The organism is Salinibacterium sp. GXW1014 (assembly GCF_044769865.1).
GTDB lineage: Bacteria > Actinomycetota > Actinomycetes > Actinomycetales > Microbacteriaceae > Homoserinimonas.
Genome location: NZ_JBIZWA010000001.1, coordinates 1752473 through 1765923, shown reverse-complemented (window position 1 = coordinate 1765923; position 13451 = coordinate 1752473). Strand labels below are relative to the sequence as shown.

The window sequence follows — 13451 nt, the reverse complement described above, 5'->3', positions numbered from 1 at the left end:
CTCGTGGGGCTACTCGCCGCGCGATTCGCTGTAGTCGTCGAGCTGGCGCGGGCCGAAGGCGTCGGGCAACACCTCGTCGATCGTGCGGATGCCCGACACCGTCTCGAGCAGCATGCCCTCGGCCGAGTGCTCGAAGAGCAGTTGGCGACAGCGTCCGCACGGCATGAGCGCGTCGCCGTTGCCGTCGACACAGACGAAGGCCGTGAGGCGACCTCCCCCGCCCATGATGAGGTCGCTCACGAGCGAGCACTCAGCGCAGAGGGTGACGCCGTAGGAGGCGTTCTCGATGTTGCATCCGCTCACGATGCGGCCGTCGTCGACGAGGGCCGCGACCCCCACCGGAAACTTCGAATAGGGCACGTATGCCTTCTCCATGGCCGCACGCGCGACGGTGCGGAGCTCACTCCAGTCGATTGTCATTTCAGGTACGGCTTTCCGGATGCTGCAGGAGCCTTCGACTGCCCGACGAAACCGGCGACCGCGAGGATCGTGACGAGGTACGGGATCATCGACAGGAACTCGGTCGGGATGTCGGCGCCCACCTGCGTGACGAGCGTCTTGATGTTGATCGCGAACCCGAAGAGGAGTGCCGCGAGGGCGGCCCACAGTGGGTTCCACCGGCCGAAGATGAGCGCCGCGAGGGCGATGTAGCCCTGGCCACTCGTCATCTCCTTGCCGAAGGCGCCGACAGCACCGAGCGTGAAGAAGGCCCCACCCATTCCGGCAACAGCGCCACCAAGGAGCACGTTCCAGAAGCGGGTCGCGTTGACCTTGATGCCGACCGTGTCGGCCGCCTTCGGGTGCTCACCGACGGCCCGCACGCGCAGGCCCCAGCGGGTATGGAAGAGGCCGATGTAGACCACCGCGACCGTGATGAACATCAGGTAGGTGATCGCCGTGTTGTTGAACAGCAGCGGACCGATCACCGGAATCTCGGAGAGGAACGGGATCGGCTCGCGCGTGAACTTGACGGGCGAGTTCAGCACGCTCGGGTTCTTGTTGAGCACCGAGGAGTACAGGAAGCTCGTGAGGCCGATGACGAGCATGTTGAGCACGACACCGACGACGACCTGCTCCACCAGGTACTTGATCGAGAACACCGCGAGGATGATCGAGACGAGCGCTCCCGCGACGAGCGCCGCGAGCAGGCCCATGAAGGGGTTCTGCGTGAGCGACGCGACGAGCGCCGAGGTGAACGCGCCCGCGAGGAGCTGGCCCTCGATCGCAATATTGACGACGCCGACGCGCTCGCTGATAACCCCGGCCATGGCGCCGAAGACGAGCGGGGTCGCGAGCGCGAGGGTGCCCGTGAGGAGCCACACGACGGGCACGGTGGCCCCCGTGCCGATCCACACCAGCAGGCCGAAGACGAAGAAGACGCCGAAGACCAGCAGCATCCACATGGGGGCTGCTGGACGCCGCTGCCACGTCAACCAGGCGGACACCGAGGCAAGGGCGATCAGCACGACGCCGACAATGATCCCGGCGACCTGGCTCGGCACTTCGATCGGTGTGATCGTGAAGAAGTCGGTGCTGCTCGCGAAGGTCAGCCGGCTGGTGCCCTCACGGCCCAGCAGGCCGAAGACGACGAAGGAGACGACGGCGAACACGCCGAAGGCGATGGGGGCCTTCCAGTTGCGCGGTGTCTCGATGGCGGATGCACGGGCATCCGCCTCGGTGATGGTCGCAGTGCTCATCACTTCTCCTCCGTGCTTGCGCTCTGGTCAATGCTTGCGCCCTGCTCAGTGCTTGCGCTCTGGTCAATGCTTGCGCTTTGGATCTGGGCGGCGGGCGTCTGCGGCGCTGGTCGCCTCAGACGGTCACGCAGGCCGCGCCTGGTCGGCTGCGGCAGCCGGAAGATAGCGCGAACGAGCGGCGGGGCGGCGATGAAGAGCACGATGAGCCCCTGGATGACCGCCACAATGTCGATCGGGATGCCCTCCGCGATCTGCATGGGGAAGCTTCCGGCCTTGAGGGCGCCGAAGAGCAGGCCGGCGAAGACAATACCGACGGCGCTGTTGGCACCGAGGAGCGCGACCGTGATCGCGTCGAAGCCGATGCCGGCGTCGACCGTGGGCGTCCATCCGGCGGGCACCTTGCCGAGCACCTGCATGGCGCCGGCGAGGCCGATGAAGGCACCGGATGCCGCGAGAGTCACGACGTAGGTGCGTCCGATATTGATGCCGGCGGTGCGGGCCGCGTGCGGGTTGAGACCCACGGCACGGATGCGGAAACCGGTCGTCGAGCGCTCCATGAGCCACCAGTAGACGAGGGCCGCGATGAGGGCCAGCACGAAGCCGATGTCGAGGTCGGTGCCGGGAATGAGCGTCGGGAATACGGCCGTGCTGTCGATCGCCTTCGCCTTCGCGTTACCGCCGGCATTCTCTGCCTGGAAGACGGGCGTCTTCAGCAGCCAGGTGACGAGGTAGAGCGCCACGAAGTTGAGCATGATCGTGACGATGACCTCGTGCGCGCCTGTGCGAGCCTTCAGCACTCCGACGACGGATGCCCACAGGGCGCCACCGACGATGCCACCGAGCACGGCGACCGCGAGGTGCAGGCCGAAGGGCATGTCGAGGTTGGACCCCACGAAGCCGACGAAGAGGGCGGCGATGAGCATCTGCCCGCGGCCACCGATGTTGAAGAGGCCCGCCTTGAAGCCGACCGCGAGGCCGAGGCCGGCGGCGATGAGGGGGCTCGCCCACGACAGGGTGGACAGGAGCGGCTTGAAGCCTCCGCGAGGGCTGAAGACCGCACCCTCCCACATGGCGCGGAAGGCACCGGCGATCGTTTCCCACGCCGCCGAGAGAAGGTCACTCGGGCGCGAGAAGAAGTAGCCGGCGGCCGCCTGCACGTCTTCGTTCACGATGACGACGAGGAGGCTTCCGATGAAGAGCGCGAGCACGACCGCGAGCACCGACCGCACGAGGCCGCCGCCGAGGATGTCACGCCACGCGCCCTCCCAGCGGTTGTCAGCGGCAGGCGCCTTCTCTTCTGGGGTGACAGGAGGCTCGATGTTGGGTGTCAGGGTGCTCATGCTGGAATTCCCGCCATCATCTGGCCGATGACCTCTCTCGCTGTGGTGGGCTCGACGATGCCGACGCTCCTGCCGCGGTACATGACCATGATGCGGTCGGCGAGCTCGACGACCTCGTCGAGTTCGGTGGAGACGATCAGCACGGGGATGCCGGAGTCCCGGGCCCGCACGATCTGTTCGTGCACGAACTCGATGGAGCCGACGTCGAGTCCTCGGGTCGGCTGCGACGCGATGAAGATTCGCAGGTCACGCTCCAGCTCACGCGCGAGCACGACCTTCTGCTGGTTGCCGCCGGAGAGGCGGCCTGCGTGGGTGTCGATCGACGGGGTGCGCACGTCGTATTCGCCGACGACCCGCTCCGCGAAGGCGCGGATCTCGCCGAGCGCGAGCGACAGGCCCCGGGCGAATGGTGCACGGTCGAAGCGGTCGAGCACGGCGTTCTCGGCGATCGTGAACTCGGCCACGAGGCCATCCTCCGTGCGGTCCTCCGGCACGAAGCCGACGCCAGCGTCGAGCACCTGCTTGACGCTGCGGCCGAGCAGTTCCTTGCCATCGAGGCGGATGCTGCCGGCGGTCTTCTTCTGCAGGCCGAGGATGGCTTCCGTCAGTTCGGTCTGGCCGTTGCCCTGCACGCCCGCGATGACGACGATCTCGCCCTGGCGGATGTCGAAGCTGAGGTCGTCGACCACGCGGTTGCCGTTCGCGTCGAAGACCGTGAGGTTCTGCACCTCGAAGGTCGGGTCGCCGAGTGTCGGCGGCGCCTTGTCGACGCTGAGGTCGACGGAGCGGCCGACCATCTTGGAGGCGAGCTCCGTCGTGCTCTCGCTGGGGAGCGCGGTGCCGACGACCTTGCCGAGGCGAATGACGGTGATGCGGTCGGCAACGGCCCGCACCTCGCGAAGCTTGTGCGTGATGAAGACGATGGAGGTGCCGCTCTCCTTGAGCTGACGCATGATCTCCATGAGCTCGTCGGTCTCCTGCGGCGTGAGCACGGCGGTCGGCTCGTCGAGCACGAGCACCTTGGCCTCGCGGGAGAGCGCCTTGATGATCTCGACGCGTTGTTGCGAACCGACGGGAAGGTCGCCGACGACGGCGTCGGGGTCGATGTTGAAGCCGAAACGCTCAGAGATCTCGCGCACCTTGGCACGGGCGCCATCGAGGTCGAGGAAGACCCCGCCCTTCGTCTGCTCGTGACCGAGCATGACGTTCTCGGCAACAGTGAAGACGGGGATGAGCATGAAGTGCTGGTGCACCATGCCGATGCCCGCCGCCATTGCGTCGCCGGGCCCCGAGAAGTTCTGCACGGCACCGTCGAGGAGGATCTCGCCCTCGTCGGCTTCGTAGAGACCGTAGAGCACATTCATGAGCGTGGACTTGCCCGCCCCGTTCTCTCCGAGGAGGCAGTGGATCTCCCCCGCCTCGACGACGAGATCGATGTGGTCGTTGGCGACGAGTGCGCCGAAGCGCTTGGTGACCCCTCGCAGCTCAAGCTTCATGTGTTCTCCCGGTCATGGGCCGAGGAGGCCGCAGGGCGGCCTCCTCGGCGATGTGGTGCGACGTGCGGGTGTCTCGCTACTTGGGCGAGAACTCCGAGAAGCCCGAGAGCTCCCCGTCGATGATCTGCTGCTTGAGCGCGTCAAGCTCGTCCATCATGCCCTCGGGCAGTTCGCCCTCGAAGTCGTAGAAGGACGAGAGGCCAACGCCCTCGTTCTCGAGCGTGCCGGTGTAGACGTCAGCCTCGAACTCGCCATCGAACGCCTGCTTGATCGAGTCGAAGACCGTGACGTCGAGACCCTTCATGATCGAGACGAAGATGAGGTCCTTGTACTTCTCGTCTGCGACCGCGAGGTCGGAGTCGACACCGAGGATGACGGCGTCAGCGCCCGCGTCGAGGATCGCCTCAGCGCCACCCTGGTAGAGGGGGCCGCCGACGGGAAGGATCACGTCGGCGTTCTGGCTGAGGAAGCCCTCGGTGATCTGCTGTGCGCGCACCTGGTCGGTGAAGTCGCCGACGTAGTCGAACGGCAGGACGGTGACGGAGTCACCCTTTGCCTCGTTCCACTGCTCGACGCCAGCCTTGAAGCCGTCCATGAAGATCGTGACGGAGGGGATCTCGGCGCCGCCGTAGGTCGCGACGACCTTCGAGGTGCTGTAGCCGGCTGCGGCGTAGCCCGCGAGGAACGCGGCCTGGGCCGTGTCGTAGTTGAGCTGCTTGATGTTGTCGCCCGTGAGGTAGTCAACGTCGACGATCGCGAAGTTCACCTCGGGGTTGGCGTCGGCAACAGCCTGAGTTGCGTCGGCGAGCTTGAAGCCGACCGGCACGATGATGCCACAGCCGGCGTCGACCATGCCCTCGAGGTTGGGCTCGTAGTCCGCCTCGCTGCTCGACTCGGACTCGCGGATCTCGATGCCGAGCTCCTCCTCCGCCTGGAGGAGGCCGTTGTAGGAGAGCTCGTTGAACGACTTGTCGTCGAAGCCGCCCTCGTCGGAGACCATGCAGGCGAGGAAGTCGCTGCCGGCGTCACCGTTGGCGTTGTCGTCGCCCTCGGGTGCAGCGGCGCAGGCGCTCAGCGTGAGTGCGGCAGCGCCGAGGATGCCGAGGGTACCCAGCACCCGCTTGCGGGAGATTGTGTTCACGTGTCCTCCAAAGACATGTATGCAGTGATTGCTCGAACGCTCTGCGATGCAGATGAATCGATCGTAGATGCCTGACACCCGCCGCCCGACCACGGGACGCCGGTTGGTATCAGACCGATATTCTCTCATCCGCGCGCGACAGTGAAGCGCTCATACGAGCACTCCGCTGCTCCACTCGCGCAGAGGCGAGCACGCGTGAGCTGGAGTCAGCGCGGCGAGGCTTCGCTCTCGACCACAATCTCGCCCGCGATGATCGCGTCGCGGAGGGCGTCGAGCTCCGCAGCGAGCTCGGCAGGCACCTTCGACTCCCAGTCGTGGAACGGCGCGAGGGCGACCCCGTTGTTCTCGAGCGTGCCGATGTAGCTGCCACCCTCGAACTCGCCTTCGAGGTCCTGCGAGACGATCTCGAACACGGCGTCGCTCATCTGCTTGAGCACGGTTGTGACGATCAACGGCTGGAACTGGGCGGCCAGGGTTTCGTAGCCATCCGCGTCGACCCAGATGATGCCGACTCCCCCGGCCTCGAGCGCCGCCGTCGCGGCACCCTCTCCCGCCTGCGCCGCAACCGGCATGATGATGTCGGCGCCCTGCTCGATCAGCCCGTCGGCGAGGGTGCGTGCGAGCACGGCATTGACGAAGTCATCCGTGAAGGAGCCGGTCTGCGAGGGCTTGTCCCAGCCGACGACCCGCACGTTCGTGCCCTTCTCGGCGTTGTAGTGCTGCACGCCGTCCCAGTAGCCGTCCATGAAGACGGTCACGGGCGGTTGGTTGCCGCCACCGAAGGTACCGACGACGCCGGTCTGGCTGAGCCCGGCTGCGAGGTAGCCCGCGAGGAACGCCGCCTGCGCCGTGTCGTAGACGATCGAGCGGATGTTGTCGCCCTCGACCGTCTCATCGACGATCGAGAAGTTGATGTCGGGGTAGGTCTCAGCCCCCACCGCGGTGGCCTCGGCGAGCTCCCAACCGACCGTGAGGATGTAGTCGCATCCCGCATCCGCCATCGCGTTGATGTTCGTCTCGTAGTCGCCCTCAGACTGCGACACCGCCGTGCGCAACTCGATGCCGAGCTCCGACTCGGCGCGCTGCAGCGCCTCGTAGCTCGCCTGATTGAAGGAGCGGTCCTCCAGGTTGCCGCTATTGGCCACCATGCAGGCGGTGTAGTCGGATGCCGCGGCATCCGGTGACTCCTCGGGAGCCGCGGCGCACCCGGCCAGGGCGAGGAGGACGACGGCGCTGGCGGCCGGGATACGGAGGAACGAGGTTGACGAGGTCATACGCTCGAATCTAGAGGACGTCGCCGCGTCCCGAGAGCTTGAGTGCATCGACGACTGATTTCACGCGCTGCGCATTCTGTGTCGTGGTGACGAGCAGCGCATCGGGGGTGTCGACGACGACGATGTCCTGCACGCCGATGAGGGAGATGAGTCGTTTCGAGTGGCTGACGACGACGCCCGTCGAGGCATCGGAGAGCACGCGCGGGTCTTCACCGAGGATCGCGAGGTTGTTGGAGCGGCCACCCGAGTGGAGCTTGCCGATCGCCGCGAAGTCGCCGACGTCATCCCAGTCGAAGTCGCCAGGCACGACCGCGAGGCGCCCAGCCTTGGCCGCGGGCTCGGCGACCGTGTAGTCGATCGCGATCTTGCGCAACTTCGGCCACACCCTGTCGACGGTCGCACCGCGCCGAGGGGTGTCCCAGGCCTCCGCAAGTTCCTGCAGCCCGGCGAGCAGTTCGGGCTCGGCCTGCCCCAATTGTTCGAGGAGCACGTCGGCGCGGGAGATGAACATGCCGCCGTTCCAGAGGTAGCCGCCGTGCTGCAGGTAGCCCTTCGCGACGTCGAGGTTCGGCTTCTCGACGAAACTGTTGACCGCGTAGGCGTTGGGAGCCCCCTGGATGTCGAGTTTGGCGCCGCACAGGATGTAGCCGAAGCCGATGGCCGGCTCGGTGGGAGTGATCCCGATCGTGGCGATGTAGCCGGCGTCGGCCGCGGCGACCGCCTCCACGACGCTGCGCTTGAAGCTGCGGGTGTCGGAGATGACATGGTCGGCTGCGAAGGAACCGATGATCACGCCCGGCTCGCGGTGCTGGAGGATCGCGGCAGCGAGTCCAATCGCGGCCGTCGAGTCCTTCGGCTCGCTCTCGAGGACGACGTTGTGGTCGGCGAGGGTCGGCAGCTGTGCCTCAACCGCCGCGCGGTGCGCGCGCCCCGTCACAACCATGATGCGCTGCTCCCCCGAGACAGGCACGAGACGATCCCAGGTGCCACGAAGGAGGGTCTTGCCCGTTCCGGTCAGGTCATGGAGGAACTTGGGGGCGTCGGCACGGGAGAGCGGCCAGAGCCGCGAGCCGATGCCGCCGGCCGGAATGACGCTGTAGAAGCGCTCGAGCGCGGGAGTGTCGGTCATGCGCACCACCCTAGCCGCGGCATCCGTCGCCTCGACCGACCTTTGGTCGATGTGACGGCATCTCGACATCGAGATGGTTAGGCATACCTAAGCGGATAGCACTCTCCGACAGGGAATAGACTGGAGGCCGTTGCGACGCATCGCGCTCGCATGCCGCCCATCCCCCACGGAACGCACGCGCTCCCGGCGAGACGGGCGGGCACAGTCAAAGTCGCACCTATCTCGAGGAGGGTTGCTCGTGCCAGAGAAGTCGGCGGGAGGCCTGGCCGAAGCCCAGCCATTGGATCAGATCAAGCACAATCCACGACCTGGCGGCACCCTGTACCGCGGTCGTGAGGGAATGTGGTCGTGGGTGCTGCACCGCATCACCGGCGTCGGCATCTTCTTCTTCCTCCTCGTGCACATCCTCGACACGGCCCTCGTGCGGCTCAGCCCCGAGGCGTACAACGCCGTCATGAGCGCCTACAAGACGCCCATCATGGGCCTCGGTGAGGTCGGCCTTGTCGGCGCCATCGGCTTCCACGCGCTCAACGGCCTGCGCATCATCCTCGTCGACTTCTGGTCGGTGGGAACGCGCCACCAGCGCCTCCTCTTCTGGCTCGTGCTCGGCCTCTGGGTCGTGCTCATGCTCGGCTTTGTGCCGCGCCACCTCATGAACGTCTTCGGAGCGTGATGATGACTGTCTCGATCGAATCCCCTCGCACCCTGCCCCAGCGCCGCGGCGTCAACTGGGAGAAGTGGGGCTGGATCTACATGCGCGCGAGCGGCGTGATCCTCGTCGTGCTGATCTTCGGCCACCTCTTCGTCAACCTCATGGTCGGCGACGGCGTGCACGCCATCGACTTCGCCTTCGTCGCCGGCAAGTGGGCCGACCCGTTCTGGATCGTGTGGGACACCCTGCTGCTGTTCCTCGCGCTCATCCACGGCGCCAACGGCATGCGCACGATCATCAACGACTACGCGCAGAAGCCGAGCACGCGTCGCGTGCTCAGCTGGGCCCTCGCCGGCGCGACCGTCATCCTGCTCATCCTTGGGGCACTCGTCATCTTCACCTTCGACCCCTGCCCTGCCGGCTCCCCTGCCGACCTTCTGCCCAAGTTCTGTGGAGACATCAATTGAGTGAACGCAACATCGGAGGCTCGCTCTGGGCCGACGCCAAGCCGGCTGTAGGAGAGACGCGCGTCGTTGACGGCGTGCACTACCACCAGTACGACGTGATCATCGTCGGTGCGGGTGGTGCCGGCATGCGGGCTGCCATCGAAGCGGGCCCCAATGTGAGCACCGCGGTGATCTCCAAGCTCTACCCGACGCGTTCCCACACGGGCGCGGCGCAGGGCGGCATGGCCGCTGCGCTCGCGAACGTCGAGGAGGACAACTGGGAGTGGCACACCTTCGACACCGTCAAGGGTGGCGACTACCTGGTTGACCAGGATGCGGCCGAGATCCTCGCGAAGGAAGCCATCGACGCGGTCATCGACCTCGAGAACATGGGCCTTCCCTTCAACCGCACCCCCGAGGGCAAGATCGACCAGCGCCGCTTCGGTGGCCACACGCGTGACCACGGCAAGGCGCCCGTGCGCCGCGCCTGCTACGCGGCCGACCGCACCGGTCACATGATCCTCCAGACGCTCTACCAGAACTGCGTCAAGCACGGCATCAACTTCTTCAACGAGTTCTACGTGCTCGACCTCGTCATGAGCGGCGAGGGCGCGGACCGCAAGCCCGCCGGCGTCGTGGCCTACGAGCTCGCGACGGGTGACCTGCACGTCTTCCACGGCAAGGCGGTCGTCTTCGCGACGGGTGGCTTCGGCAAGGTCTACAAGACCACGTCCAACGCCCACACCCTGACGGGTGACGGCGTCGGCATCATCTGGCGCAAGGGCCTCCCCCTCGAGGACATGGAGTTCTTCCAGTTCCACCCGACCGGCCTCGCCGGCCTCGGCATCCTGCTCACGGAGGGTGCCCGCGGTGAGGGCGCCATCCTCCGCAACGCCTCGGGTGAGCGCTTCATGGAGCGCTACGCGCCGACCATCAAGGACCTCGCGCCGCGCGACATCGTCGCCCGCTGCATGGTGCAGGAGGTCGCGGAGGGCCGCGGCGCCGGCCCGAACAAGGACTACGTCTACCTCGACTGCACCCACCTGGGTGCCGAGGTGCTCGAGACGAAGCTCCCCGACATCACTGAGTTCGCACGCACCTACCTGGGCGTCGATCCCGTCTACGAGCCCGTACCGGTCATGCCGACCGCGCACTACGCGATGGGTGGCATCCCCACCAACAACAACGCTGAGGTGCTCGCCGACAACACGACCGTCGTGCCCGGCCTCTATGCCGCCGGCGAGTGCGCCTGCGTCTCGGTGCACGGCTCCAACCGTCTCGGCACCAACTCGCTCCTCGACATCAACGTCTTCGGCAAGCGCGCCGGCGTCAACGCCGCCGAGTACGCCAAGACGGCCGAGTTCCCGCCGCTGCCGAAAGACCCGACCGCCGAGATCCGTGGCCTCATCGAGATGCTGCAGTCCTCGACCGGCACGGAGAACATCGCGGCCATCCGCCGTGAGCTCCAGGAGGAGATGGACCGCAACGCCCAGGTCTTCCGCACCGACGAGTCGCTCGCGAAGGTCACCGAGACGATCCACGGGCTGCGCCTGCGCTACCGCAACATCGCGGTGCAGGACAAGGGCAAGCGCTTCAACACCGACCTGCTCGAGGCGATCGAGCTCGGCTTCCTGCTCGACCTCGCCGAGGTCGTCGTCTTCTCCGCCCGCAACCGCAAGGAGAGCCGTGGCGGCCACATGCGCGACGACTACCCCGACCGCGACGACGAGAACTACATGAAGCACACGATGGCGTACCTCTCGGGCGACCCCCTGTCGGCGGATGCGGCAGACCACATCCGTCTCGATTGGAAGCCCGTCGTCATCACCAACTACCAGCCAATGGAGAGGAAGTACTGATGTCCACGGCAACACTCGAGGGCGCACCCGCAGCAGCTGAGGCGGTGCAGTCCTTCACGGTCACGGTCATCATCCGCCGCTTCGACCCCGAGGTTGACTCGGAGCCGCGCTGGCAGGACTTCGACGTCGAGCTCTTCGCGACCGACCGCGTGCTCGACGCGCTCCACAAGGTCAAGTGGGAGCAGGACGGCTCGCTCACGTTCCGTCGCTCCTGCGCCCACGGCATCTGCGGCTCCGACGCGATGCGCATCAACGGCCGCAACCGCCTCGCCTGCAAGACGCTGATCAAGGACCTCGACATCTCGAAGCCGATCTACATCGAGGCGATCAAGGGGCTCCCCCTCGAGAAGGACCTGATTGTCGACATGGAGCCGTTCTTCGATTCCTACAAGGACATCCAGCCCTTCCTCGTGTCGAGCACCGCACCCAAGGAGGGCAAGGAGCGTCACCAGTCCGTCGCCGAGCGCGAGCGCTTCGACGACACGACCAAGTGCATCCTCTGCGCCGCCTGCACCTCGTCGTGCCCCGTCTTCTGGACCGACGGCCAGTACTTCGGCCCGGCGGCGATCGTCAACGCGCACCGCTTCATCTTCGACTCGCGCGACGAGGCCTCTGAGACGCGTCTCGACATCCTCAACGACAAGGAGGGCGTGTGGCGCTGCCGCACGACCTTCAACTGCTCCGAGGCATGCCCCCGCGGCATCCAGGTGACCAAGGCGATCGCCGAGGTCAAGCAGGCCATCATGCGCGGCAAGCCCTAAGGCAGCTCGCAAGCGACGGCGCCGGCTCCCCCTGGGGGCCGGCGCCTTCGCCTTTCACGGACACGACAGACGAGAACAGCGGATGCCCCTCCCCACACCCGAAGCGCAGCTGGCGACCAGGCGTCGTTGGCTGGCCCTCGTGGTGCTCATGCTGCCGGTGCTGCTCGTGTCGATCGACAACACCGTGCTGAGTTTCGCGCTCCCCGCGATCTCTGAGGCCCTGCGACCCAGCGGCACGGGCCTGCTCTGGATAATCGACGCGTATCCGCTCGTGTTGGCGGGTCTCCTGGTGCCCATGGGAAGCCTTGGGGACCGGCTGGGCCGACGGCGGATGCTCTTGGTCGGCGCGACGGGTTTCGCAGCGCTGTCGGTCGTCGCGGCCTTCGCCCCCACCGCTGAGGCGCTCATCGCTGCGCGGGCAGCGCTCGGCTTCTTTGGCGCCATGCTGATGCCGTCGACACTGTCACTGCTGCGCAACATCTTCCTCGACAGGAACGAGCGGCGACTCGCAATCGCGATCTGGGCGGCTGGCTTCGCCGCGGGCGGTGCGCTCGGCCCCATCGTGGGAGGGGCGCTGCTGGAGTACTTCTGGTGGGGCTCGATCTTCCTCCTCGCGGTTCCCGTGCTCGTGCCGCTGCTCGTCTTCGCCCCGCTGCTCATCCCTGAATCGCGGGATCCGAATCCTGGCAGGGTCGACGTGCTCAGCATCCTGCTCGCCATGCTCACGATGGCGCCCGTGGTCTATGCCGTGAAGGTGCTCTCCACCGAAGGACTGTCGCCCGGCGGCAGTGTCGCCCTCGTGGGGGGACTCGTGGCGGGCGTGCTGTTCGTGCGCCGCCAGCGCCGCGAACCCGAGCCGATGATCGACCTGACCCTGTTCTCGCGGCCAGCCTTCAGCGGTGCCGTGCTCATCAACCTGCTCGTGATCGTCGCCTACATCGGCTTCATCTTCTTCGGCTCGCAGCACCTCCAGCTGGTGTTGGGCCTCGCGCCGATGGTCGCAGGGATGGCGTTGCTGCCGGGCCTCATCGCCATGGTTGTAGCCGGCCTCGCCGTCGTTCCGCTCTCGCGCAGGCTGAGACCGCGGGGCATCGTCGCCGTCTCCCTCGTGGTCGCGGCGAGCAGCTTCGTGCTGGTGGCCGTGACCGGCGGCGATGCGTCGGCCCTCGTGCTGGTGCTCGCCTTCTCACTCCTGGGGCTGGGCGCTGGCGCGGCCGAGACGGTGTCCAACGACCTCATTATTGCCACGGCCCCGCCCGAGAAGGCCGGCGCTGCCGCTGCCATCTCCGAGACGGCCTACGAGTTGGGGGCCGTGCTCGGCACCGCGCTGCTCGGCACCATCCTGACGGTGTCGTACCGAAACAATGTCGTCGTCCCCGAGGCCGTGGGCGCCGAGGCTGCGTCCGCCGCCGGTGAGACGCTGGGCGGGGCGGTCGCCGTCGCTCGCGACCTGAGCCCCGGTCTTGCGGCCGAGCTGCTCGAATCGGCGAGGAGCGCGTTCGACAGCGGCGTCGCGCTCACCTCCGCGATCGGCGCAGCGCTCGTCGTCGCGGCAGTGGTGGTGGCACTCGTGAGCCTGCGCCGCGTCGAGATCGACAATGGCGCCGCCGAGGAACTCGCAGCCGAAGCGACGGGCGTTGCCGCGGCTGAGTGACG

At 66.8% G+C, this 13451-nt stretch carries 12 protein-coding genes; 5 read left to right on the top strand and 7 right to left on the bottom strand.

Going from position 1 to position 13451, the window contains the following annotated elements:
- Positions 1-9 precede the first annotated feature (9 nt).
- The 7 genes from ACIQK7_RS08710 to ACIQK7_RS08680 form a co-directional block, all read right to left on the bottom strand.
- Positions 10-420: a cytidine deaminase gene (locus tag ACIQK7_RS08710; protein ID WP_403023392.1), complete on the bottom strand. Its 411-nt coding sequence runs from the start codon at positions 418-420 to the stop codon at positions 10-12.
- Positions 417-1697 carry an ABC transporter permease gene (locus ACIQK7_RS08705; protein WP_403023391.1) on the bottom strand — a complete coding sequence of 427 codons (1281 nt, stop codon included), beginning with the start codon at positions 1695-1697 and terminating at the stop codon, positions 417-419. The genes ACIQK7_RS08710 and ACIQK7_RS08705 overlap by 4 nt, the downstream gene beginning before the upstream one ends.
- Positions 1697-3037, bottom strand: a complete 1341-nt coding sequence (locus ACIQK7_RS08700; protein ID WP_403023388.1) for an ABC transporter permease — start codon at positions 3035-3037, stop codon at positions 1697-1699. Before ACIQK7_RS08700 ends, ACIQK7_RS08705 begins: the two co-directional genes overlap by 1 nt.
- Positions 3034-4533 (bottom strand): ABC transporter ATP-binding protein, encoded by a 1500-nt coding sequence (locus ACIQK7_RS08695; RefSeq protein WP_403023385.1) that lies wholly within the window; start codon positions 4531-4533, stop codon positions 3034-3036. The genes ACIQK7_RS08700 and ACIQK7_RS08695 overlap by 4 nt, the downstream gene beginning before the upstream one ends.
- 76 nt (positions 4534-4609) lie before the next feature.
- Complete coding sequence (locus tag ACIQK7_RS08690; protein ID WP_403023382.1) at positions 4610-5674, bottom strand: BMP family protein; 1065 nt, start codon at positions 5672-5674, stop codon at positions 4610-4612.
- Between the two features lie 206 nt (positions 5675-5880).
- Positions 5881-6948, bottom strand: a complete 1068-nt coding sequence (locus ACIQK7_RS08685; protein ID WP_403023380.1) for a BMP family protein — start codon at positions 6946-6948, stop codon at positions 5881-5883.
- Positions 6949-6958: 10 nt separating this feature from the next.
- A complete protein-coding gene (locus ACIQK7_RS08680; protein WP_403023378.1) occupies positions 6959-8077 on the bottom strand; it encodes a mannose-1-phosphate guanylyltransferase in 1119 nt (372 codons plus the stop codon).
- A 262-nt stretch (positions 8078-8339) separates the two neighbouring features.
- Between ACIQK7_RS08680 and sdhC the strand changes: the two genes are divergently transcribed.
- From sdhC to ACIQK7_RS08655, 5 genes are all read left to right on the top strand, one after another.
- Positions 8340-8750, top strand: coding sequence for a succinate dehydrogenase, cytochrome b556 subunit (gene sdhC, locus ACIQK7_RS08675; RefSeq protein ID WP_370454496.1), 411 nt, complete (start codon positions 8340-8342; stop codon positions 8748-8750).
- Positions 8750-9196, top strand: coding sequence for a succinate dehydrogenase hydrophobic membrane anchor subunit (locus ACIQK7_RS08670; protein WP_403023375.1), 447 nt, complete (start codon positions 8750-8752; stop codon positions 9194-9196). The genes sdhC and ACIQK7_RS08670 overlap by 1 nt, the downstream gene beginning before the upstream one ends.
- 11 nt (positions 9197-9207) lie before the next feature.
- Entirely contained in the window at positions 9208-11034 is a 1827-nt protein-coding gene (gene sdhA, locus ACIQK7_RS08665; protein ID WP_403024020.1) for a succinate dehydrogenase flavoprotein subunit, read from the top strand.
- Entirely contained in the window at positions 11034-11795 is a 762-nt protein-coding gene (locus tag ACIQK7_RS08660; protein ID WP_403023372.1) for a succinate dehydrogenase iron-sulfur subunit, read from the top strand. Before sdhA ends, ACIQK7_RS08660 begins: the two co-directional genes overlap by 1 nt.
- 82 nt (positions 11796-11877) lie before the next feature.
- A complete protein-coding gene (locus ACIQK7_RS08655; protein WP_403023370.1) occupies positions 11878-13449 on the top strand; it encodes an MFS transporter in 1572 nt (523 codons plus the stop codon).
- The last annotated feature ends 2 nt before the right edge of the window (positions 13450-13451 follow it).